Annotated in this window: 21 protein-coding genes and 1 other RNA gene; 13 read left to right on the top strand and 9 right to left on the bottom strand. The window is 56.0% G+C overall.

Annotation, left to right across the window (positions count from 1 at the left end):
* Nucleotides 1-5 precede the first annotated feature (5 nt).
* On the bottom strand, nucleotides 6-635 hold the full coding sequence (locus K3729_03560; protein ID UWQ99884.1) for a ribonuclease T2: 630 nt from the start codon (nucleotides 633-635) through the stop codon (nucleotides 6-8).
* 130 nt (nucleotides 636-765) lie between these two features.
* Between K3729_03560 and K3729_03565 the strand changes: the two genes are divergently transcribed.
* Together K3729_03565 and K3729_03570 are read left to right on the top strand one after the other, a co-directional pair.
* The gene (locus tag K3729_03565) at nucleotides 766-1,527 is read left to right on the top strand and encodes a DUF1013 domain-containing protein (GenBank protein UWQ99885.1); all 762 of its coding nucleotides are present in this window, start codon (nucleotides 766-768) and stop codon (nucleotides 1,525-1,527) included.
* Nucleotides 1,528-1,643: 116 nt separating this feature from the next.
* A complete protein-coding gene (locus tag K3729_03570) occupies nucleotides 1,644-2,195 on the top strand; it encodes a DUF4453 domain-containing protein (GenBank protein UWQ99886.1) in 552 nt (183 codons plus the stop codon).
* Here the strand turns inward: K3729_03570 and recR are convergent.
* Both recR and K3729_03580 read right to left on the bottom strand, forming a co-directional pair.
* Nucleotides 2,192-2,785, bottom strand: coding sequence for a recombination mediator RecR (recR, locus tag K3729_03575; GenBank protein ID UWQ99887.1), 594 nt, complete (start codon nucleotides 2,783-2,785; stop codon nucleotides 2,192-2,194). The genes K3729_03570 and recR overlap by 4 nt on opposite strands.
* 35 nt (nucleotides 2,786-2,820) lie before the next feature.
* Nucleotides 2,821-3,165 carry a YbaB/EbfC family nucleoid-associated protein gene (locus K3729_03580; protein UWQ99888.1) on the bottom strand — a complete coding sequence of 115 codons (345 nt, stop codon included), beginning with the start codon at nucleotides 3,163-3,165 and terminating at the stop codon, nucleotides 2,821-2,823.
* Between the two features lie 132 nt (nucleotides 3,166-3,297).
* On the opposite strand from K3729_03580, the gene K3729_03585 reads away from it, so the two are divergent.
* Entirely contained in the window at nucleotides 3,298-3,912 is a 615-nt protein-coding gene (locus tag K3729_03585; protein UWQ99889.1) for a hypothetical protein, read from the top strand.
* Between the two features lie 16 nt (nucleotides 3,913-3,928).
* Here K3729_03585 and K3729_03590 read toward each other — a convergent pair whose 3' ends face one another.
* Nucleotides 3,929-5,683, bottom strand: a complete 1,755-nt coding sequence (locus tag K3729_03590; protein UWQ99890.1) for a DNA polymerase III subunit gamma/tau — start codon at nucleotides 5,681-5,683, stop codon at nucleotides 3,929-3,931.
* Between the two features lie 78 nt (nucleotides 5,684-5,761).
* Here K3729_03590 and K3729_03595 point away from each other — a divergent pair, with 78 nt between their 5' ends.
* Nucleotides 5,762-6,196: a protein phosphatase gene (locus K3729_03595; GenBank protein ID UWQ99891.1), complete on the top strand. Its 435-nt coding sequence runs from the start codon at nucleotides 5,762-5,764 to the stop codon at nucleotides 6,194-6,196.
* Between the two features lie 6 nt (nucleotides 6,197-6,202).
* Here K3729_03595 and rsgA read toward each other — a convergent pair whose 3' ends face one another.
* The 3 genes from rsgA to K3729_03610 all read right to left on the bottom strand — a co-directional run bounded on the left by rsgA (nucleotide 6,203) and on the right by K3729_03610 (nucleotide 9,343).
* The gene (rsgA, locus tag K3729_03600; protein ID UWQ99892.1) at nucleotides 6,203-7,240 is read right to left on the bottom strand and encodes a ribosome small subunit-dependent GTPase A; all 1,038 of its coding nucleotides are present in this window, start codon (nucleotides 7,238-7,240) and stop codon (nucleotides 6,203-6,205) included.
* A 163-nt stretch (nucleotides 7,241-7,403) separates the two neighbouring features.
* Nucleotides 7,404-7,502, bottom strand: an RNA gene (gene ffs / locus K3729_03605) — signal recognition particle sRNA small type.
* Between the two features lie 41 nt (nucleotides 7,503-7,543).
* Nucleotides 7,544-9,343, bottom strand: a complete 1,800-nt coding sequence (locus K3729_03610; GenBank protein UWQ99893.1) for a 5'-nucleotidase C-terminal domain-containing protein — start codon at nucleotides 9,341-9,343, stop codon at nucleotides 7,544-7,546.
* A 102-nt stretch (nucleotides 9,344-9,445) separates the two neighbouring features.
* Between K3729_03610 and nudC the strand changes: the two genes are divergently transcribed.
* Nucleotides 9,446-10,402, top strand: a complete 957-nt coding sequence (gene nudC / locus K3729_03615; GenBank protein UWR00927.1) for an NAD(+) diphosphatase — start codon at nucleotides 9,446-9,448, stop codon at nucleotides 10,400-10,402.
* A gap of 59 nt (nucleotides 10,403-10,461) precedes the next feature.
* Nucleotides 10,462-10,929 carry an SRPBCC family protein gene (locus K3729_03620; protein UWQ99894.1) on the top strand — a complete coding sequence of 156 codons (468 nt, stop codon included), beginning with the start codon at nucleotides 10,462-10,464 and terminating at the stop codon, nucleotides 10,927-10,929.
* Between the two features lie 31 nt (nucleotides 10,930-10,960).
* Here K3729_03620 and K3729_03625 read toward each other — a convergent pair whose 3' ends face one another.
* Nucleotides 10,961-11,800 (bottom strand): prephenate dehydratase, encoded by an 840-nt coding sequence (locus K3729_03625; GenBank protein ID UWQ99895.1) that lies wholly within the window; start codon nucleotides 11,798-11,800, stop codon nucleotides 10,961-10,963.
* 120 nt (nucleotides 11,801-11,920) lie between these two features.
* Between K3729_03625 and K3729_03630 the strand changes: the two genes are divergently transcribed.
* The 5 genes from K3729_03630 (at nucleotide 11,921) to K3729_03650 (ending at nucleotide 18,463) form a co-directional block, all read left to right on the top strand.
* Nucleotides 11,921-12,439 (top strand): c-type cytochrome, encoded by a 519-nt coding sequence (locus K3729_03630; GenBank protein UWQ99896.1) that lies wholly within the window; start codon nucleotides 11,921-11,923, stop codon nucleotides 12,437-12,439.
* A gap of 278 nt (nucleotides 12,440-12,717) precedes the next feature.
* Nucleotides 12,718-14,529, top strand: coding sequence for an extracellular solute-binding protein (locus K3729_03635; GenBank protein UWR00928.1), 1,812 nt, complete (start codon nucleotides 12,718-12,720; stop codon nucleotides 14,527-14,529).
* 21 nt (nucleotides 14,530-14,550) lie between these two features.
* Nucleotides 14,551-15,630 carry a microcin C ABC transporter permease YejB gene (locus tag K3729_03640; GenBank protein ID UWQ99897.1) on the top strand — a complete coding sequence of 360 codons (1,080 nt, stop codon included), beginning with the start codon at nucleotides 14,551-14,553 and terminating at the stop codon, nucleotides 15,628-15,630.
* On the top strand, nucleotides 15,630-16,871 hold the full coding sequence (locus K3729_03645; protein ID UWQ99898.1) for an ABC transporter permease: 1,242 nt from the start codon (nucleotides 15,630-15,632) through the stop codon (nucleotides 16,869-16,871). Before K3729_03640 ends, K3729_03645 begins: the two co-directional genes overlap by 1 nt.
* Nucleotides 16,868-18,463, top strand: coding sequence for an ABC transporter ATP-binding protein (locus K3729_03650; protein ID UWQ99899.1), 1,596 nt, complete (start codon nucleotides 16,868-16,870; stop codon nucleotides 18,461-18,463). Before K3729_03645 ends, K3729_03650 begins: the two co-directional genes overlap by 4 nt.
* 88 nt (nucleotides 18,464-18,551) lie before the next feature.
* Here K3729_03650 and K3729_03655 read toward each other — a convergent pair whose 3' ends face one another.
* On the bottom strand, nucleotides 18,552-19,967 hold the full coding sequence (locus K3729_03655; protein UWR00929.1) for a D-alanyl-D-alanine carboxypeptidase: 1,416 nt from the start codon (nucleotides 19,965-19,967) through the stop codon (nucleotides 18,552-18,554).
* A gap of 399 nt (nucleotides 19,968-20,366) precedes the next feature.
* On the opposite strand from K3729_03655, the gene clpS reads away from it, so the two are divergent.
* Nucleotides 20,367-20,708: an ATP-dependent Clp protease adapter ClpS gene (gene clpS, locus K3729_03660; protein UWQ99900.1), complete on the top strand. Its 342-nt coding sequence runs from the start codon at nucleotides 20,367-20,369 to the stop codon at nucleotides 20,706-20,708.
* 25 nt (nucleotides 20,709-20,733) lie between these two features.
* A complete protein-coding gene (locus K3729_03665) occupies nucleotides 20,734-21,708 on the top strand; it encodes a methyltransferase (protein UWQ99901.1) in 975 nt (324 codons plus the stop codon).
* The last annotated feature ends 1 nt before the right edge of the window (nucleotide 21,709 follow it).

The following is a 21,709-nucleotide window of genomic DNA, read 5'->3' on the forward strand; positions in this document are numbered from 1 at the left end:
CGCAACTACCGCATCGGTTCAAATTGCGCGCTTTGCATGGTGCAGTCGCGGATTACGTCGGTCCCGCAGTCGCGGAATTCGAGGTCTCGGGTGAGGCAGATGCGTGCTTCTTGGATGTAACCTTGGCGGCAGGTGATTGTGATTTGGTCGGGTTCGAGCGTCGGGTTCGACTGGATGAATGCCTCTTCGATCAGGGATGCGGGCAAGGTCACGGGATCGGTGAGTTTGCGTAGGACTTCGGGCCGTGTGACTTTGTCGTAGGCGACGCGGGACAGGGCATAGTAATCTTCGGAATCGAGACCTGTGCAGACCCCGTGTTTGTTCCACTGGTGCCAAGCCAGCCCCGATGTTCCCATGATGTCGGCCATGTCGCCGGTTTGCCCACGTGATGGCGGGCGGAATGATGTCCGGCAATCGGCGGGATAGCCGCGTTCATATTGCGGCCACAGACCGTGCAGGACCCAGCCGTGATCGCGCGCGGGATCACATTGCGGGGAATCGCGGTCGTCGCCTTCATAGGCGCACCAGTTTGCGGACCAAGACAGGGACAAAACGTAGTAATCAAATTCACCGGCAGTGTCCTGTGCCGATGCCATACCAGCCCAGGTCAAAAGCCCTAAAACCATCCGCCACATTTTGATCTTCCCTAAATTGCTTGGCATCCTTATATAGGCTTCAAGTTCCCCGACAATGCGAACCCGGCCCAAGCGGTCAGCCCCTTCAAGGGCGCGGGAAAGGCTTGTCATTTTGATGAGGAGACATTTGATGTCCGATAAACCGATTATGGCAAAAGCCACAGCAGTTTGGCTGTGTGACAATACCACAATGACGTTCAAGCAGATAGCTGATTTCTGTGGCTTCCACGAGCTGGAAGTACAGGGAATCGCGGATGGTGATGTGGCAACTGGCGTGAAGGGTTTTGACCCGATTGCGAACAACCAACTGACCCAAGAAGAAATCGACAAGGCCGAGGCGAACCCGCTGCATAAGCTGAAGTTGAAGTTCTACAAAGCCGCCCAAGGCGAAGAAAAACGCCGCGGTCCACGTTACACGCCGCTGTCCAAGCGTCAGGATCGTCCTGCGTCGATTTTGTGGTTGGTGAAGTTCCACCCAGAGCTTTCCGATGGTCAGATTTCCAAGCTGGTCGGCACAACAAAGCCAACCATTCAGGCGATCCGCGAACGCACGCACTGGAACATTTCCAACATTGATCCGATTGATCCGGTTGCGTTGGGTATGTGTAAGCAGGGCGAGTTGGACATGGCTGTTCAGAAAGCCAACGCCAAAGCCGCCAAAGAAGGCAGCGCGATGTCTGATGACGAGCGCCGCAAGTTGGTCAGCACCGAACAATCCCTTGGTATGCCTGCCGAGCCGAAGATGCCGAGCGCGATTGCCGGTCTTGAGACATTTTCACTGGCTGAAGACGATGCGGACGATCTGGAGACGAAGTCTGCAGATATGGACGTGTCCGATGCGGATAGCTTCTTTAACCTGCCAGATGATGCGGACGAAAAAGACGAAGACTAAAGTCTGCGTCACCTTCGTAAAAAAGTATGGAAATCCCGGCCTTTGCGCCGGGATTTTTCGTTTGAGCCTGCATCCGTTCATCGCCTAATCTGGATTGGATAATTTAGGAGATTTTGATGCGTTTTTTGACGGCTATATTTTTGACTTTGACCCCGGTGACAGCGGTCGCTGATGCGCTTTGCGACGAACTTTGGCTGACCCGCAATACGGTCTTTGATCGCGGTGGGTATTGTTTCGGGTCTGAATTGGGCAAGTCTGTTTTTGATAACAGTGATTGCACCACGTCTTCGCCGAAACTGAGCGCGGAAGACGAATTGATCGTCGCGCAAGTGCGGGAAGTCGAAGACGAATTCAGTTGCGCGGTGGATACGTCCCGCCAGTCGCTTGATGTTGATTATGTGGATCAACGCCGTGCATTGGCTGATCTGCCGGTGCGGACTGGTTATGAAAGCGCGTGTTTGGGATACGACGGGCCTGCGCTGTTGATGACAGCGGGGCGGCATCCGGATACGGCGTTTTTTGGTGAAATCATGCCCGGTGATAATATTGATTTTGGTTACATCACCGTGGATGGGATGGAGTTCATTGATATGGGCGATGGCCGCATGGGATGGGTTGGCGGTCTGTTGTTTTCGCCAAAAGTCTGCGCGGGCGGCATGGCGGGTTAAATGCTGCGGCGCGCATTCAAGGCGGCGGTAATTGTACCGTCGTCGAGGTAGTCCAGTTCGCCGCCCACGGGCACGCCTTGCGCCAATGACGTGACAGTGATGCCGGGCAGTTGGTCCGCGATGTAATGCGCGGTGGTTTGCCCGTCGATGGTGGCACCAAGCGCGAGAATCACCTCGGTTACGTTTTCGGATTTGATCCGGTCGATTAGTTTGGGGATGCGTAGTTCTTCCGGCCCCACGGCATCAAGCGCGGACAGGGTCCCGCCGAGCACGTGATAGCGGCCTTTGAAGGTCTGGCTGCGTTCCATCGCCCACAGATCGGCCACGTCTTCGACGACGCAAATCTGACCGATCGCCCGTTTTTCGCTTTCGCAGATATCGCAGACGTCGGTCGTGCCAATGTTCCCGCAGTTCAGGCATTCGCGGGCGGTAGCACCCACGCGGTGCATGGCTTCGGCCAGCGGGATCAATTGCAGGCTACGCTTTTTGACCAGATGCAACACGGCCCGCCGCGCAGACCGCGGTCCAAGACCGGGCAGCTTGGCGAGCAGCGTGATCAGGTTTTCAAGATCATCGGTGCCACTGGTCACGTGCGGCCCCCGAATTTTGGGCGAAAAATTGGCACTTAGAACGGCAGGTTCATGCCCGGCGGCAAGCCAAGGCTTTCGGTCATTTTCTGCATTTCGGACTGTGCCCGTTCGCCAGCCTTTTGTTGCGCGTCTTTGATTGCCGCAAGGATCAGATCTTCGACGACTTCTTTTTCGTTCGGATCAAAAATCGACGGATCAATGTCGAGCGCCTTCAGCTCGCCCTTAGCTGTTGCCGTTGCTTTCACAAGACCTGCACCGCTTTCGCCCGTGACCATCATGTTTTCGAGGTCTTCTTGCATCTGGGCCATTTTGCCCTGCATTTCCTGCGCGGATTTCATCATCTTGGCCATATCACCAAGGCCACCAAGCCCTTTGAGCATTTTATCATCCCTTTGTGCGTGTTCGTTTTTAAATAGGTCTTTTGCGGGGTGGTAACAAGTCGGGGCTTGTATCCGACTAAAAGAGTCGGTTAACCCTTATTCCGACAGAATCACTCAGGAAAAGGAAATCCCATGTCACTTACTCTTTTTAGCCATCTGCCGCGCGCCGCATCAGTCGTGGCGCTGTTATGTGTATCGTCGGGGGCAACCGCCCAAGATGCATCACCTCAAGACCTCGTCGCGGCACTTCAGGAAGGCGGATTGGTGATCTATGTGCGGCACGCCACGACGGAAAGCGATTATGCGGATCAGGTTCATGCTGTGATGGGTGATTGTGCGACCCAACGCGTGCTGAGCGCAGAAGGCTGGTCAGAAGCCAAAGGTATTGGCGCCGCGGTGCACGCGTTAGAGGTTCCGGTCGGTGGCGTTGTCAGCAGTGGGTATTGCCGTGCGTGGCAGACTGCTGATCTGGCATTTGGTCATTATCACACGGATGAAGCGCTGCATTTCGCAAAGGCAGAGGATTATTCTGACGCGGATATCGCGCAAATGCGTGAAAATGTATTGCCGTTTCTGACCGAAGTCGTGGCAGAGGGAAATCGCGTTGTGGTTGGCCACGACGACCCGTTTGAAGCTGCGACAGGTATCTATCCCGAACCGCAGGGTGTCGCATATGTTGTGCGTCCAGAAGGCGACAGTTTCACTGTGCTTGGTCACATTGATCCGGATGCTTGGCCAACAAACTAAGCCGACCTGACGGGGCTCATTCGTCGTCGAATGGGTCCCATTCATCATCGACTTCTGGCAACGCATCTGTAAATGCGTCTTGCGTTTTTTCCGCTTCGGTCCGGATGTCGGTGATTTTGGCCTTCGGGAATGCCGCGATGACCGCCTGCACAAGCGGGTGTGCCGCTGCTTCCGCTTTGATCGCGTTTTCGGCCGCGTCGCGGATTTCCGCGATGGTTTCTGCCCCGCCTTCGTCGCGGACAGTGATCACCCAGCGATTGCCTGTCCATGCCTGCAATCGTGACCCCAACCTGCCGACCAAATCGGTGGATGCATCTGCCGTTGGTTGCACTTCAATCCGGCCGGGTTGGTAGGCCACCAAACGGATGCCTGTTTCGACTTCCACCAGCAGTTTCACGTCGCGATGCCGCCGGATCAGGTCTACGACATCTTCGAAGCGTGCGTAGTGCTGCAGCGCGTCTTCGGCCAAGGCCACCGCGGTTTGCGCACCAGATGCCGATGGACCGGACGGTCCGCTGTGCGTTGGTACGGGCGTGCTGCCCATCGCGTTTGTGGTTCCGCCGCCTTGCGGGGCAGGGCGTCCGCCGCCTGTGGGGCCGCCCGTTGGTGGTGTCGCGTCTTTGAGTTTGCGCACCAGTTCGTCGGGCGTTGGCAGGTCGGCCACGTGCGTCAGTCGGATCACGGCCATTTCGGACGCCATCATCGCGTTGGGTGCCGCTGCGACCTCTTCCAAGGCTTTGAGCAACATCTGCCACATCCGCGTCATCACGCGCATGGGCAGTTGGTCTGCCATTGCTTGGCCGCGGGTCCGTTCATCGGGACTGATTGTGGGGTCGTCTGCCGCGTCCGGCGTGATCTTGATCACGCTGATCCAATGGGTGATCTCGGCGAGGTCGCGCAGGATCGCGAGCGGATCGGCACCGTCGGCGTATTGCGCGGACAGTTCGGTCAGGGCAGCCGCCGCTTCGCCGCGCAGGATCATGTCGAACAGGTCAAGCACACGCCCACGGTCGGCAAGGCCCAGCATTGCGCGAACCTGATCGGCGGTTGTTTCGCCAGCGCCGTGGGAAATCGCTTGGTCGAGCAAAGACGTCGCATCGCGTGCTGACCCTTCGGCGGCACGGGTGATCAACGCAAGCGCGTCGTCGTGGATTTCAGCGCCTTCCGCCTTTGCGATCTTTTGCATCAGCGCGATCATGACTTCGGGTTCGATCCGCCGCAGGTCAAAGCGCTGGCAACGTGACAGCACCGTCACGGGGACCTGCCGGATTTCGGTGGTCGCAAAGATGAATTTGACGTGCGCGGGTGGTTCTTCGAGCGTCTTCAGAAGCGCGTTAAACGCGTTCTTGGACAGCATGTGGACCTCATCGATGATGTAGATCTTATAGCGGGCAGAGGCCGCGCGATAATGCACAGAATCGATAATCTCACGGATGTCACCGACGCCTGTCCGCGATGCAGCGTCCATTTCCATGACGTCGACGTGCCGCCCTTCCATGATCGCGGTGCAATGTTCGCATTCGCCGCAAGGTTCCGTCGTTGGCCCGCCGTTGCCGTCTGGCCCGATGCAGTTCATGCCTTTGGCGATGATCCGCGCGGTGGTGGTTTTACCTGTCCCCCTGATCCCTGTCATGATGAAGGCCTGCGCGATCCGGTCCGCTGCAAACGCGTTTTTCAGCGTGCGGACCATGGCGTCTTGGCCGACAAGATCGACAAAGGTCTCTGGCCGGTATTTGCGGGCGAGGACCTGATAAGCGGGGGCGTCAGACATTTGCGGGCTTTCGGGGTTCGGGTGTTTGCGTCAAACTATGCGTTAGGGCGGGCGGCGTCTACCGCTAGCGGGGCGAAGATGGGATTTGAGATTTACGAGATTGCTGTCGGTGGCGGAGTTGTAGCGCTTTGCCCGATGCCAATGTTCGAACAGGACGTCGCGTTGGTGAAGGCGTGGGAACCGGATCTATTTGTATCGCTGACAGAGCTGCACGAAGGGGCGACCGCAACTTTTGCTGCGCAGTTTGCGCGTTGGGCCCATGTGCCTGTCGTGGATTTTGGTGTGCCCGATGACGGTGCTTTGGATGGAGTGATCGCCCAGAGTGTCGCGGTTATTCGCGGTGGCGGGCGCGTTTTGTTTCATTGCATGGGCGGATGTGGACGGTCCGGCATGGCGGTTTTGCGGGTGATGCATGTGATGGGGGTGCCGGATGCGTTGTCCGTTTTGCGTGATGTCCGCCCTTGTGCCGTAGAGACGGATGAACAGGCCGCGTGGGCGATGCGGCCTGTGTGATTGCGTTTAGCGCTTTTTCTTCTTCACAGCTTTTTTGACGCCTTTGGTGAACTTCTTGCTCCGCAGACGGGCTTGGGCTGTTGTTTCAGTCGCGATGGCATCTTCGCGGCGCAGTTTCTGGAACCGTTTGAGCCGGTCTGGCGTCACATCACCTGCTTCAATCGCTGCCGTTACTGCACACCCCGGTTCGCCTTCGTGTTTGCAATCCCTGAAGCGACATTGGTTTTCGAGAACGGAAATCTCGGAAAACACTTCGTTGATGCCTGCGACCACATCAGCGACCCCAAGCCCGCGCATGCCCGGCGTGTCGATCAGCCACCCGCCCGACGGCAGTTCGTGCAGACTGCGGCCCGTGGTTGTGTGCCGCCCGCGTGCGTCGTCTTCGCGGATGCCTTGGGTGGCCCCGTCTTCGCCCGTCAGCGCATTGGTGAGCGTCGTTTTGCCAACGCCGGAGGAACCGGCAAGCGCCACGGTTTGCCCTTTGCCGCACCAAGGCGCCAGTTTCGTCGTCTCTGTCACGTCGCGCGCATCGAGTGCCACAACGGCAAGGTCGGGTCCAAGCGCCTGCGCTTCGTCGATGTAGTGCTGCACGTCGTCGGTTTGGTCCGATTTGGTGAGCAGGATCACAGGCGTGACGTCCGCATCGTAGGCCAGCGCCAGATAGCGTTCCAATCGCGCGACGTTAAAATCCGCGTTGCAGGATGTGGTGATAAACAGCGTGTCGATGTTTGCCGCGATCAGTTGGCGTTCACCGTGCTGATAATCGGACCCGCGTTGCAGCGTCGATATCCGGTCCAGACGCCGGATCATCAACGCGGCCTTCGGATCGCAGAGCACCCAATCGCCAATGGCGATTTCTGACGTCGACATGCCGGGCTCTAACGTGAGGTCGGTTTTGCCTTCGGTCGTAATGACCGAAATCTGCGTGCGGTGAACGCCGCGCACGCGTGCGGGCGTCGTTGTTGTGACTTCGTCAATGTCGACTTGGGATTGGTAGAAGTTGGTCCAACCTAGGTCGGCCAGTGTTGTTGTGGTGGTGGTCAAAGCGATATCCCTCGCAATAGATCATAACACGTCATTGGTAGACATGGATCGACAAGGGAAGCGGGATCGCTCAGCGCTGCCCTGTCTGGGCGGAGGATGAAACAGTCATAAAAGTCCTCCTTTGCTGAAAGGTTTCGTCGCTGGCGCGCATAATCGAGCGCGTAGGTGAGAGGCTGGACATCGACCCAAGTGGGGCTCGTTGTGGCTGCTTCCTTCCGGACCTGACCAGGTTGGCGAGGCACCTGCCCGCGCCAACCTCTCAGGGCCTATATAGGGCGGTAATTTATATCGTGCAAGAGCGGGTCAGCCGTCGAATGACAGTGTGAAGGATCGAAACCCGTCGGCATCGACACCGTTATCGACCAATGACCTGTCGGTGCTTGAAACATCGGCCTCTTTACAGGTTCGAAACACAGCTGTTGTATCTGGTAAGGGTGCGAAATCCCAAACGAACGGGCAGGGGACTGTCACGGGTGACTGCCGTTTTAAGGACGCGATGAGCACGTCTTGCGAGTTCTCATTTGCGACATGGATGATGTCGTCAGGTGGAATATTGTGTCCCTGTTCAAGGCGGTTTGTCGCGGACACCAGCACAAAGTGATCCGTGTCGCGCACCAATTCACCGTGCCTGCGAATCTGGCTGATACGATCACCCGGCGGGGCGCTGACGTCGATCCGATAGGTCAGACCAAACACGGTATCGAAGAAATATGGCGGGACATGTGGATCGATCAAAACCTGATTCTGTCGGCCCTTTTGGATGGGGCGGTACAGAAGTGCCGACGCTTCGAGCCAATCTTTGATTTGCGCCCCATTTCGCAGAATGGCGACTGCCGTGTTGTTGAACGGATAGATGGCCGTCACGTCGCTGCGCTTGATCGGACCGGGGGGGATGCAAATGAAGTCATTCGGGTTGGACCTGCTGCCCGTCGAAAAGGGCGCAGCCGTTGTGAGAAACGGTAAGTCGGCAAAGCGCGTGTCTTTCAGAATGTCCTGCATATGCAGTTGGCGTGCGCATGACAGCAGATACTGGGTCAGGTCAGGCTGGATCAGGCTAAAAGCCGTCGACAGGGGCAGGGTCGTCCGTGCGATTTCTTGCTGTAGGGACGTAATCGTCGCGTCATGCAAGGGGCGAACCGTTGCGAATGCTTTTGGTTCAGCCTGTTCTGTCGGCCTGTAAAGGCGTGTGTTTTGATCAACGATTGCGACGTGATCTGCGCGGCGTTCAAGCGCCAGATCAATGACGCCAAGGTAACGCCCGAACGCACCCGACATAACCGTGGGTTTGCCGCAAATTGTTCCGTTGCGTGCATCAATCGTCGGGCCGCCGCGCGTTGTGCCCAAGGGAAAAGTTTCATGCGTGTGCCCCGCCATGACGACATCGACACCCTCAATGCCAGCGATGTCAGCGGCAACGTTTTCGATGTGGTCGTCGGGGTCGATACCGAAGTGGCAAAGCGCGACAATGATATCGGCGTTCTGTTCCTTGAGCTGGGCCACAACGGTTCTTGCTGTGCTGACGGGGTCTGCGGTGCTGACCGCCGGCGCGCCGTCGTCTGTTGTTAGCGAAATGACTGGCGTTGTCAGACCGATGACACCGACACGAATGGGTGGGCGACTAGGCCCTGTTTCAACGTTGATGATTGTTGAATTGGGATAGGTCGTCTTATCGTCGTTTGTGCTGACGTTGGCGGATAAAACGGGGCAATCGATCTGCTTGATCGTCTCGGACAGCGGTTCAACGCCATAGTCGAAATCATGGTTTCCAAGGACAACGGCGTCATATTTCAGCGTGTTGAATGCGTCTGCGATGGGATGGATGTCCGATGATGGTCCTTGCATTGCGGCATCGGCAAGCGGGCTGCCCTGCAAAAAGTCACCAGTGTCAAACAGCAGCGTTGGAATGCCGTCTTGGCGCAAAGCGCCGATTTCACCCACGAGGTTTGCAAGGCCGCGTTGGGGTGTCGGGCGCAACGTTTTGTAATCATACGGCAAAATGTGCATGTGCAGATCTGTTGTCTGCAGCAGCCGTAGCTTTACGATCGGACTGAATTGATCAGTTGCCGACTCATCTATCTCGATCCGCTGGGGTGCGAGGGTCATTTTCTGCGCCTTTGGGTTGTATTCGGTGTCCTACGAATTGGCGGGCAGAATTGTTCCCGTAGAGAATTGAAATTTTTGGCATTACGTGACACTGCGACATCTATGAAACATGCAGAGACAGTAACGTTCGGTGGGTCCGGTTTGGATCGGGCCGCTCATGAACGCAAAGATGTGCAATCGCTTTGGCTTGATCCAACAGTACGCTTAATTGTGCTGTGGCGGGGTAAACCGATGGTCACAATAGACCATTCAAAGCTCGTTACGGTTGAAGTTGACCATGACATTGTCGCTGACGCAAGCGCTGAGCATGTCTATCTGGGGCGCGACAACGGCACACCCGTGTTTGCGATCGACATCAGCGCTTGGGAACCCGAAGCGTTTGATGACACCACCCTTGATACATTTTTGGACCCGTCGGAACAGGCGCATCCAACTATAAAAGACACGGCTGTCTTTGCGGAATTACGCGCGATCATGACGCATCTGTCGCCCCGTGATGCGGAATTGGCAGCAACGGCCCGTGCGATTTTCGGGTGGCATGCATCCCATCGGTTCTGCAGCACATGTGGGCACCTGAGCGATTTTGCGATGGGCGGGTGGCAACGCAATTGCCCAGCGTGTGCGCGATCCCATTTTCCACGCACCGATCCGGTCGTAATTATGCTGATCACGCGCGGCGATAGCGTCTTGGTCGGGCGATCCCCGGGTTGGCCCGAAGGGATGTATTCGCTGCTTGCTGGTTTTGTCGAACCTGGTGAAACATTGGAAGCCGCTGTCAGGCGCGAGGTGATGGAGGAAAGCGGCATCACCGTCGGTGCTGTGTCCTATTTGGCGTCGCAACCATGGCCTTTCCCTGCGTCTTTGATGTTCGGGTGCATGGGCGAAGCTTTGGACGACGATATCACGGTCGATGTGGAAGAACTGGAAGATGCGATGTGGATCAGCCGCGCGGACATGCATATTGTTTTTGCAGGGCAACACCCGGTTATGAAACCAGCGCGTAAAGGCGCGATTGCGCATTTCCTTTTGGACAATTGGCTATCGAATACGCTGGATTAGGAACGGACGATTCGGGACTGTCGTGTGCGGAAGCGATCTGACTAACAATGGGATGAATAATGAACTTTTCGACGCATAAAGACATCGAAGCGCCAATTGATTTTGTATTCAGCAAAGTGACGAACTTTGATGGCTATGAACGGCAGGCGTTGCGTCGTGGGGCTCAGGTGACGCGCGTGGATGGCGCGGGGCCCGTGCGTGTCGGATCGGCATGGGATGTGGCATTTACCTTCAGAAGCAAGGATCGCAATCTGCGTGCAACCGTCACAAATATCGATGCGCCCAACGAGCTAGAGATCGATACCGTGGCGACTGGTCTTAACAGTGCGACAGTTGTGAACCTGATTGCCTTGTCACCCAAGACGACACGTGTGGCGGTGACGGTCGACATGAGCGCTAAGTCGTTGTCAGCCCGTCTGCTTTTGCAGTCCTTGAAACTGGCCAAGTCCAACCTGAACCGTCGTTTTTCACGTCGGGTAAATGAACAGGTCGCAGGTATCGCCGAAGACTACAAACGTAGCACCTAGCCCTTAATTCATGGGGTCTTGACGTTTTGACTTACGATGACTGACGCTGCGATGCGCGGGGGTAGACTCCCATCAGTCGGACCATATCCGTGAAGTAGTCCAGTTCTTCCAACGCCAGTTTGACGTTTTCGTCGTCTGGATGCCCTTCGATTTCTGCGTAGAACTGCGTCGCTTGGAACGTGCCGCCGACCATGTAGCTTTCCAACTTAGTCATGTTCACGCCATTGGTCGCGAACCCGCCCATTGCCTTGAACAAAGACGCCGGAATGTTGCGCACACGGAAGACGAGGCTGGTCATCATGCCGTGATCGCCCCGGCGCGCGCGATTTATGTCGCGGGCCATCACGATGAAGCGGGTGGTGTTGTTGTCCTGATCTTCGATATTGCGTGCAAGCACGTCGAGACCATAAATTTGGGCCGCCATTTCAGAGGCAAGCGCGCCTTGCGAAGAATCATTGCCTTCAGCTACGTCGCGCGCGGCCTTGGCGTTGTCTGAACTGACGACACCGCGAATCGTGTGTTCCGTCAGAAATCCGGCGCATTGCGGCAAAATCACAACGTGGCCGTGGGCGTGGGTAATTTCAGACAGCTGCGCACCCTTTTGCCCCAGAAGGTTGATGTGAACGCGTACGAATGCCTCATCCACGATGTGCAAACCGCTTTCGGGAAGCAGCGAATGAACGTCGGCAACGCGGCCATACGTTGAATTTTCTACAGCAATCATACCCAGTTCAGCGTCGCCGTTGCGCACAGCTTCAATCGCAGAGGTGAATGTGGGGCAGGGCAGCGGGTCATAGTCCGGACACGTGTCGGCACAGGCCTGATGCCCATATGCGCCAAGTTCGCCCTGAAATGCGATTTTGCCACTCATTCTTAACACCTCCCGACACATGATACCCAAAAAGGGCAATTGGTCGCGGCACTATACCTTGCAACCGAGGTAAGGAAGCGGATACATACCCGCAAAACTGCGAACGAATTGGAACGCGACATGTTCGACACAATGACTATGACAAAAGCCATCGGCGGCATCTGTGGCACATTTCTTGCCTTTTTGCTTGGCGGTTGGGTTGCTGAGACGATCTATCACAGCGGTGGGGGCGGTCACGGCGACGGCCACGACCAAGCATATGTGATTCCCGTTGAAGGCGGCGACGCTGCAGAAGACGTACCTGCTGGTCCCCCATTTGAAGAAGTTTTCGCAGCTGCGGATGCAGCCGCTGGTGAAGGCGCGTTTCGCCCGTGTTCTGCCTGTCACAAGGTTGACGGCACAGACGGCGTTGGTCCGCACCTGAACGGTGTTGTTGATCGTGCTGTTGGCGGTGTTGACGGGTTTGGTTATTCCGGTGCGCTGGTTGCTGTGGCCGAAACATGGACACCTGAGAACCTGAACGCATTCTTGGAAAGCCCGAAAGGCTACGCACCAGGTACAGCGATGAACTACAACGGGATGCGCAAGATCGAAGATCGCGCCAACCTGATCGCATATCTCGCGACACTGAGCGAATAATCATCGCCAGTTATGACCTAATCAAAGCCGTCCCATGTCACATGGGGCGGCTTTTTTGTGTCTAAGTGATTGGAAACGGTCCGTTCACGCCGAGTTCACGCATTCTCAACTTGATTGTTTGGACCGTCCGGTTAGCTTTGATAACAAAGTTACGTTTCGACACCCCTTGGGAGAACAAGATGCAAAATCGCCACCAAAATCGTGCTGTAGCCCGTACCAAACAAGACACACGCGCCAAAACTGCGATGTGGATGTCGGGAACTGCGATATTGGTGGGCATGTCGTTGCTTGCGGGGCAGGCGTTTGCTGACGGGCATGTGACCGTAAGCCATGCGTATAACGAATACGGCGACATCAAATATCCTGCCGATTTCGCCCATCTTGATTACGTAAATCCCGACGCGCCATTGGGGGGTGAAATTTCGGTATCGTCCAGCGGCACGTTCGACAGCATGAACCCGTTCGCCACGCTGGAAGGAACGCCGGGCGCCCTTGCGTCGGCTGTGTGGGAACGTTTGATGACAACGACGTCAGACGAAGTTGGCACATACTATTGTTTGGTGTGCGAGACGCTCGAATATCCGGATGACAATTCTTACGTGATCTTCAATCTGCGCAAGGACGTTACATTTTCGGACGGCAAGCCGATGACGGCAGCCGACGTGATCTTCACACATGAACTGATGCGTACCCAATCGACTCCGTCGTTCCAGCAGGGGATTACGGCTTTGGTCGAATCCTACGAAGCCTTGGATGACTACACCGTGAAATTCACGTTTGCTGAAGATGCGCCCGCTCGTGGCCGGATTGGCCAGATGGCGAACGCATTGGTGATGCAAAAAGCATGGTTCGAAGAAACGGGCGCACGTTTGGACCAATCGAGCCTAGAGGTGTCACCGGGCACATCTGAATACATGACCGGATCTATCGATCCGGGTCGTCAGATCATTTACGAACGTAACCCCGACTATTGGGGCAAGGACCTGCCGATCAACGTAGGTCGGGGCAACTTTGATAGTATCCGTATCGAATATTTCGCTGATACCTCTGCCGCGTTTGAGGCGTTTAAAGCGGGTGAATTCACATTCCGTCGTGAAAACAGTTCGATCAACTGGGCCACATCCTATGATTTCCCAGCGATTGAAAATGAATGGGTGACGCGTAAAGAACTGGAAGATGGCACTTTGCCTGCCGCGACGGGTTTTGTGTTCAACTTGCGTGATCCAAAGTTCGCTGATCGCCGCGTGCGGCAAGCGATTGGGTTGGTCTATAACTTCACATGGACCAACGACAATCTGCAGTACGGGCTGTTCCAACAACGGGAAAGTTTCTGGGAAAATGACCGGCTCAAGGCTGCGGGTCTGCCCGAAGGTCGTGAGCTGGAAATTCTGGAATCCCTTGGCGACAAGATTGATCCCGAAATCCTGACAACAGAGGCTGTGTTGCCCCATACGTCAGGCGATCGCCCGCTGGATCGTGGCAATCTGCGTGCCGCTTTGGCACTGATGGAAGAAGCCGGATACACCACTGGCGATGACGGTCTGCTAATCGATGCGGACGGCAATACGTTGGATGTGGAATTTCTTGAGACCCGCCAAAGTTTTGACCGGATCATCAACCCGTATATCGAAAACCTGAAACGCCTTGGCGTGAACGTGACCTACAACCGTGTCGATCCCGCGCAATACCAGGCCCGCACCCAAGACAACGATTTCGAGATGATCTTTGGTTATTGGGTCAATGGTCTGCAAGAAGGCACCGGCTTTAGCCAGAAATACGGCTGTGAAGACAAAGAAGACGTGTTCAATCCTGCCGGTTACTGTTCCGAAGCGATTGATGAACTGGGCGACCAGATTGCTGCTGCCGAAGACTACGATGAAATGGCAGCTCTTGTGCGTGCCGCCGACCGGATTATGCGTCACGAATATTTCATTGTGCCTGTTTGGTATCTTGGCAAAAACTGGGTCGCGTATTTCGATATGTTCGAGCACCCTGAAAACCTGCCCGAATTTGGTCTTGGCCATCTCGACTATTGGTGGTTCAACGACGAAAAATATCAGGCCCTGAAAACGGCCGGCGCGCTGCGTTAAGCAGCCCAAGAGGAAGACCCCATGGGCGCGTATATCCTTCGCAGGCTGTTACTTGTGATTCCCACTTTGCTGGGGATCATGATCCTGAATTTCGGTTTGACCCAGTTCGTGCCCGGTGGCCCGATCGAGACGATTATTGCCCGCATGGAAGGCGGCGGTGACGTGTTCGAATCCATCGCCGGTGGGAATGCGGATGCCGATGTGGGCGCGCAAGAAGACAGCGCCTATCCGGGGTCGAGCGGTCTTTCCAAGGATTTCATTGAAGATCTCGAACGCCAGTTCGGGTTTGATAAACCCCCGTTGGAACGGTTCCTGAACATGATGTGGAACTATATCCGTTTCGATTTCGGCGAGAGCTATTTTAGGTCGATTTCCGTTGTTGATCTGATTTTGGAAAAAATGCCGGTGTCGATCACGCTTGGCCTGTGGTCCACTTTGATTGCCTATGCGGTGTCGATCCCCTTAGGGATTAAAAAGGCGGTGCGCGACGGGTCGCGGTTCGATACGATCACGTCGGCGACTATCGTTGTGGCCTATGCGATCCCCGGCTTTTTGTTCGCGATCTTGCTGATCGTTTTGTTCGCGGGCGGGTCCTATTATCGGTTGTTCCCGTTACGCGGTTTGACCTCTGCCAATTTTGAGGAACTGTCGATGATCGGGAAGGTGCTGGATTATTTCTGGCACATTACGTTGCCGGTTCTTGCCTCGACCATTTCGGCATTCGCGACCCTGACGTTGCTGACGAAGAACAGCTTTTTGGACGAGATTAAGAAGCAGTATGTGACAACGGCGAAGGCCAAAGGCCTGTCTGAAAAGAAAGTCCTGTACGGCCACGTGTTCCGCAACGCGATGCTGATTGTGATCTCGGGCTTTCCGGCGCTGTTCATTTCGGTGTTCTTTGGCGGATCGTTGATCATTGAAACGCTATTCTCTCTGGACGGCCTTGGCAGGCTCGGGTTCGAGGCTGCTGTCGCCCGCGATTATCCTGTGGTCTTTGGTACGTTGTTTGCGTTCTCGTTGATGGGCCTTGTCGTAGGGATTTTGACGGACATCACCTATGTCTTCATCGACCCACGCATTGATTTCGAGGGGCGCGGCTGATGGAAATGCAAGTGACCCCAAAACCGAAACGCATGTGGCTGTCGCCGCTGAACCAACGCCGCTGGCGCAATTTTCAACGCAACAGACGTGCGGTCTGGTCGCTGTGGATATTCACAGTACTGTTTGTGCTATCGTTGTTCGCGGAGTTGATCGCCAACGATAAACCGATCCTTGTGTCGTATCGCGGCGAACTGCGGATGCCGATTGTGTCGTTCTATTCGGAACGTGACTACGGCGGCGATTTCCCGACGGAGGCTGTTTACGGCGACGTCGAGGTGAAATGCCTGATCGCGACGGGCGGGCTGGAGGATTGCTTCGATGATCCCGAAGGGCTGCTTGAAACGGTGGAAAGCGGCGGTGACGTTGATATCGAAGGGTTCCAGAAAGGTTGGACCATCTGGCCGATTATTCCCTATTCTTACAACACGATCGTTGATCGTCCTGGTGCTGCGCCCGCAGCACCAAATGTGATTGCAAGACCTGAGATCGCTGACGCCGATAGGCCGAGAGGCAGGATAGCTAGATGGGCTTCTCGAATCCCTGTCCTTCTTCCTGCCGATCAGAGGGGCAACAATATTTTGGGTACAGACGATACCAAACGCGATGTGGCAGCTAGGATCATCTATGGGTTCCGCCTATCGATTTTGTTTGCGGGTATCGTGACCATCGGGTCGTCGTTGATCGGCATTCTTGCGGGGGCCGTGCAGGGCTATTTCGGTGGTTGGACCGATCTGATCTTCCAGCGGTTCATCGAGATTTGGACGGGGATGCCGTCGCTCTATGTGATCATCATCGTCTTCGCGATTGTGGGGCGAAGTTTCTGGCTGCTTGTGTTCTTAACCATACTCTTTGGCTGGCCTGCTTTGGTGGGCCTTGTGCGGGCCGAATTCCTGCGCGCGCGTAATTTCGAATATGTCCGCGCGGCCAAGGCGCTTGGCGTATCTGACCGCACGATCATGTTCCGCCACATGTTGCCCAACGCGATGGTCGCGACGGTCACGATGCTGCCGTTCCTTGTGACGGGGGCGATTGGCGGTCTCGCATCGCTCGACTTCCTCGGTTTCGGCTTGCCGTCGTCCGCCCCGTCGTTGGGGGAGCTGACCTTGCAAGCAAAACAGAACCTACAGGCCCCATGGCTTGGCTTCACCGCATTCATCACCTTTGCCGTGATGCTGTCCTTGCTGGTGTTCATCTTTGAAGGCGTCCGCGACGCGTTTGATCCGCGAAAGACGTTCTCATGAGCCTGCTGCTTGATGTCAAAAAGCTAAATGTCCGGTTCCGGCAGGATGGGGAAACGACCCATGCTGTGCGCGATGTGTCGTTTCAGGTGCATAAGGGCGAGACGGTTGCGCTGGTCGGTGAATCCGGGTCCGGTAAATCCGTAACAGCACTGTCGACGGTGCAATTGCTGGGCGATAGCGCGCATGTCGACGGGTCGATTGCCTATGATGGCACCCAAATGGTCGACGCGCCCGAGGCTGATCTGCGCCGTGTGCGCGGCAATGACATTAGCTTCATTTTCCAAGAACCGATGACGTCGCTGAACCCGCTGCACACGTTGGAAAAGCAGCTGGCGGAATCGATAGAACTGCACCAGGGGCTGCGCGGCGCTGCAGTTACGAACAAGATTGTGCAGTTGTTGAACCAAGTGGGCATTCGCGACGCGGAAAGCAGGCTTGGCGCGTATCCGCACCAGTTGTCTGGCGGCCAACGGCAACGTGTGATGATCGCAATGGCGCTGGCGAATGATCCCGAATTGCTGATCGCGGATGAACCGACAACGGCGCTTGATGTCACGATCCAAGCCCAGATTTTGGACCTGCTGGCAGAGTTGAAAGAACGCAAGCAGATGTCGCTGCTGTTCATCACCCACGACCTGACGATTGTCCGCAAAATCGCGGATCGTGTTTGCGTGATGAAGGATGGTGAAATTGTCGAAACGGGTCCGACGGCTGAAATCTTTGCCAATCCGCAGCACCCTTACACGCAAATGCTGCTCGCGGCAGAATCGACCGGTACGCCGTTGCCGGTTCCCGCGGATGCGCCTGTGGTGCTGGAAACGGACTCCGCGAAAATCTGGTTCCCGATCCATCGCGGTCTGCTGAAGCGCACTGTGGGACATATCAAAGCGGTGAACGACGCGACCTTGACCGTTAGGGCAGGGGAGACAGTGGGCGTCGTCGGCGAATCTGGTTCTGGCAAAACGACGCTGGCGCTTGCGATCATGCGCCTGATCCGGTCCGAAGGGGCGATTACGTTCCAAGGCGAACGCATCGACGGGTTGAACCAGAAACAGATGCGACCGCTGCGGACAGACATGCAGATCGTGTTCCAAGACCCCTACGGGTCCTTGTCGCCGCGTATGACTGTCGCCCAGATCATCGCCGAAGGGCTAACGATTCACGAGATAGACCCGACACGGGACCGTCGCGAAATGGTGGCAGAGATCATGACAGAAGTCGGGCTCGATCCGGCATTAATGGATCGCTACCCGCATGAATTTTCCGGCGGCCAACGCCAGCGTATCGCAATTGCGCGGGCGATGATTCTGCGTCCGAAGCTGCTGGTGCTGGACGAACCGACATCAGCGCTTGATATGACTGTGCAGGTTCAGATCGTCGAACTGCTGCGCAATCTGCAACAGAAATACCAACTGGCTTACCTGTTTATTTCGCATGACTTGAAAGTCGTCCGCGCGTTGTCCCACAAGGTGATGGTGATGAAGCAGGGCGATGTGGTTGAAGCAGGTGATGCGGACGCGATTTTTGATGCGCCGCAAACGGATTACACGCGTGCGTTGATGGCGGCAGCGTTCGAGGGGCGTGCAATTTAACCGCCGTTCATCCACACGAAACGCGACTTTCACATAGAAAAAGGGCGCCGCGATACTTCGCGACGCCCTTTTCAATTCGTGTTCAATATTAGCTGTCGGACCCGATCATGAAGCATGACGTGCCGCGTGCCTGTAGGCGACGACAGGCCAGATCAGCACCTTCGCGGGTCAAACCCATGAAGTTCGCGTCGAACCCGCCAGAGCGTTGCACGACGCGGCGCAATGATCCGTCCAGCGTTGTCATTTCGTTCAATGCGACCTTCAGCAACACGCGTTCTGCTGCATAACGTGATGGATACCTCCCGACGTTCACGCCCCAATGGCGGCCGCCAGATGTGGAAATGCGTGTCACGACTTCGGGTGCTGCTTGGACTTCTTGTGCTGGGCCTTGAACCGACGCGGTGATCAATTCTGCAGGGCGGGCCTGCGGGGCAGGGGCGGAGAGTACTTCGCCTGCTTCGGCGTTTGGCGTGGCCTCGAACGCGCTTTCCGTCAGGACCGCGTCGCCCAATGCTTCGGACAATGCGGTGTCGATGGAATCGGTGTCGACGGTTTCGGCCAGAAGGCTGGCGATCAGGTCGGTATTCACATCAAGCTGCGGCGCATCTGCGGCGGGGCGTGATTGCGGACGCAGGCTGGCTTGGACCAAACCCGTGACACGGATCGTTTTGCCGGAACCGCCGTTGGTCGCTGCCGTCCCATTGCTGGACACAAGCGTGTTCGCGGCAGGTGGCGTCGGTTCATTGACGCGGACGTTGGATGGTGCGCGCTGGAAACCCATGTCCATCAGTTCGGTGATGCGCGCGTTCCGTGCCGCCGTGGAAGACCCACCAAACACAGTCGCGATGATGCGTTCTTGGCCACGCTGCGCAGACGCGACAAGGTTGAAACCAGCCGCGCGAGTGTAGCCTGTTTTGATCCCGTCGGCACCTTCGTAGGCGTTCAGGAAACGACGGTTGGTGTGGGCCACACGGGCGACACCAGCATCGGCGCTAATACGGGAAAAAAGATTATAATACTGTGGGAAGTCATAAATCACGTGACGGCCAAGGACGGACATGTCGCGTGCAGTAGACATGTGCCCGCTTTGCGTCAGGCCGTGTGCGTTTTTGAACGTGGTGTTGGTCATGCCCATCGCGGCAGCCGTCCGGTTCATCCGCGTGGCAAACGCAGATTCGGAACCAGAGATCGCTTCACCAATTGCTGTGGCCGCATCGTTGGCGGATTTCACAGCAGCAGCGCGGAGCAAATACCGCAGTTTGATCGTTTGACCGCTACGCAGGCCCAACTTTGACGGCGGTTCTGATGCAGCGTTGGATGTGATCCGGACCTCTGTATCCAGCGTGATTTCACCGCGCTGGATCGCTTGGAACGCAATATAGAGCGTCATCATTTTGGTCAGGGATGCAGGGTGCAGGCGCGTGTCGGCGTTGCGTGAATGCAAAACCTCGCCTGTGCGTGCATCCATGACCATCGCCGCATATGGGGCCGCTGCCGATTGCACAGGTGCAATTACGGTGACCAAAACGGAGAATAAGAAGAGTGTTACGCCATAGGCGCACTGCTTTAGACGACTTGCCACGTCGTTTGCCTCACTATTAAAACTGCCTCGTGGCCCCACTTTTTGACGCGGTGACCTTATTGATTACAGCGAAGCTAACACAGCGAATCTGAAACGGTAAACATTCTGTTTTCAAAGACTTCCGTGGTGTGAATCCTGCCACACCGCCATATTTAGTGGGGTTTGGCTGCAAAACATCTAGATCGTCCTCAACAAGCTAGATCATGCTTCGGCTACGCTGCGTCAGGCTTGTCGGATTTTTGCCGATGTGTGGGGTTTTCTTGCTAGCCACCTGTCTTATATAGAAGGTCAATCGCAACGCCCGTAGGAATTACCCCCAGCATGCTGAGCAACATCACAATGATGGCCGATCGCAAAGACAACGACGACAGTGATGTCGGCGTCGCTTTGGACGTGAAACCAAAGACAAAGCGCCCGCCGCTTTATAAGGTGATGATCCTGAACGACGATTTCACGCCGATGGAATTTGTTGTGATGGTACTGGAACGGTTCTTTGGGATGTCTCACGCCCAATCATTTGAATTGATGTTGACGGTCCATAAGAAGGGCCTCGCCGTTGTGGGTGTTTATAGTCACGAGATTGCAGAAACGAAGGTCGCACAGGTGATGGATTTCGCCCAACGCCACCAACATCCACTGCAATGCACAATGGAGAAGGAATAACGGTCCGCCGTTAGTCCACCCGCACATGTCCGCATATTCCCGCCTGTCCACCGCCCTTACCGAAGGGGCGCTGTCGCTGCCTGACGGTCACGTTTGTCTGATGCGTCCGCCGCTGAACTATGACGTCAACGATCTACCGCAGGACCGCGTGACGATCCAACACACGTTTAAGCCGGATGCGGCGGGGTGGTCTAATGCGGGCTACCCGGTGACTTCCGCGTTTTCCGAAGCTGAAACCGCTATTGTTGTTGTGCCACGGTCCAAAGCCTTGGCGAAATCCATGATCGCAGAGGCCGTTGCTCGTGCGAAGTTAATCGTTGTTGATGGTAACAAGACCGATGGAATCGACAGCCTTTTTAAGGCGTGCCGCAAAATTCTGGGCGATTTGCCGTCGATCACCAAGAATCACGGCCGCATCTTTTGGTTCGAAGCCACGGACGCTTTTGCCGATTGGGCCGCACCTGCGCCTGCAAAAGGTGACCATGGTTATGTGACCACCGCTGGCGTGTTTTCGGACGGCGCGGTCGATGCGGGGTCGGAACTATTGGTCGCGAACCTGCCACCCAAGCTGCCCGCGCATATGGCCGATTTGGGTGCCGGTTGGGGGTATCTTGCTGGACCTGTGTTGCAGCGCGACGGTGTGCAAACGCTTGATTTAATTGAAGCAGAGGCGCTGTCGCTTGATTGCGCCCGCCAAAATGTCAGCGATGACCGTGTGAATTTCCTGTGGGAAGATGCGACCACCTATCGTCCGGAAAAGGCCTATGCCGGCATCATCATGAACCCGCCGTTTCACATCGGTCGCAACGCTGATCCATCGCTGGGCCGTGCCTTTATCGCGTCGGCCGCCAAGATGTTGGCGGGCCACGGTAAACTTTGGATGGTCGCGAATCGTCATTTGCCCTATGAACAGGCGTTGAGTGATGCGTTTCGTAATGTTGAGAAGATCGCGCAGAATAACGCGTTCAAAGTTTTCCATGCCACGCGCCCGTTGCGCTGAT

The sequence above is a fragment of the Rhodobacteraceae bacterium S2214 genome (genome assembly GCA_025141675.1).
In the GTDB taxonomy this organism is placed as follows: Bacteria; Pseudomonadota; Alphaproteobacteria; order Rhodobacterales; family Rhodobacteraceae; genus Yoonia.

What these genes read in the sequence shown, in the direction of transcription:
- K3729_03560 (UWQ99884.1), bottom strand. Translation starts at nt 635, where the DNA reads ATGTGGCGGATGGTTTTAGGGCTTTTGACCTGGGCTGGTATGGCATCG.
- K3729_03565 (UWQ99885.1), top strand. Translation starts at nt 766, where the DNA reads ATGTCCGATAAACCGATTATGGCAAAAGCCACAGCAGTTTGGCTGTGT.
- K3729_03570 (UWQ99886.1), top strand. Translation starts at nt 1,644, where the DNA reads ATGCGTTTTTTGACGGCTATATTTTTGACTTTGACCCCGGTGACAGCG.
- K3729_03580 (UWQ99888.1), bottom strand. Translation starts at nt 3,165, where the DNA reads ATGCTCAAAGGGCTTGGTGGCCTTGGTGATATGGCCAAGATGATGAAA.
- K3729_03585 (UWQ99889.1), top strand. Translation starts at nt 3,298, where the DNA reads ATGTCACTTACTCTTTTTAGCCATCTGCCGCGCGCCGCATCAGTCGTG.
- K3729_03590 (UWQ99890.1), bottom strand. Translation starts at nt 5,683, where the DNA reads ATGTCTGACGCCCCCGCTTATCAGGTCCTCGCCCGCAAATACCGGCCA.
- K3729_03595 (UWQ99891.1), top strand. Translation starts at nt 5,762, where the DNA reads ATGGGATTTGAGATTTACGAGATTGCTGTCGGTGGCGGAGTTGTAGCG.
- K3729_03610 (UWQ99893.1), bottom strand. Translation starts at nt 9,343, where the DNA reads ATGACCCTCGCACCCCAGCGGATCGAGATAGATGAGTCGGCAACTGAT.
- nudC (UWR00927.1), top strand. Translation starts at nt 9,446, where the DNA reads ATGAAACATGCAGAGACAGTAACGTTCGGTGGGTCCGGTTTGGATCGG.
- K3729_03620 (UWQ99894.1), top strand. Translation starts at nt 10,462, where the DNA reads ATGAACTTTTCGACGCATAAAGACATCGAAGCGCCAATTGATTTTGTA.
- K3729_03625 (UWQ99895.1), bottom strand. Translation starts at nt 11,800, where the DNA reads ATGAGTGGCAAAATCGCATTTCAGGGCGAACTTGGCGCATATGGGCAT.
- K3729_03630 (UWQ99896.1), top strand. Translation starts at nt 11,921, where the DNA reads ATGTTCGACACAATGACTATGACAAAAGCCATCGGCGGCATCTGTGGC.
- K3729_03635 (UWR00928.1), top strand. Translation starts at nt 12,718, where the DNA reads ATGTCGTTGCTTGCGGGGCAGGCGTTTGCTGACGGGCATGTGACCGTA.
- K3729_03640 (UWQ99897.1), top strand. Translation starts at nt 14,551, where the DNA reads ATGGGCGCGTATATCCTTCGCAGGCTGTTACTTGTGATTCCCACTTTG.
- K3729_03645 (UWQ99898.1), top strand. Translation starts at nt 15,630, where the DNA reads ATGGAAATGCAAGTGACCCCAAAACCGAAACGCATGTGGCTGTCGCCG.
- K3729_03650 (UWQ99899.1), top strand. Translation starts at nt 16,868, where the DNA reads ATGAGCCTGCTGCTTGATGTCAAAAAGCTAAATGTCCGGTTCCGGCAG.
- clpS (UWQ99900.1), top strand. Translation starts at nt 20,367, where the DNA reads ATGCTGAGCAACATCACAATGATGGCCGATCGCAAAGACAACGACGAC.
- K3729_03665 (UWQ99901.1), top strand. Translation starts at nt 20,734, where the DNA reads ATGTCCGCATATTCCCGCCTGTCCACCGCCCTTACCGAAGGGGCGCTG.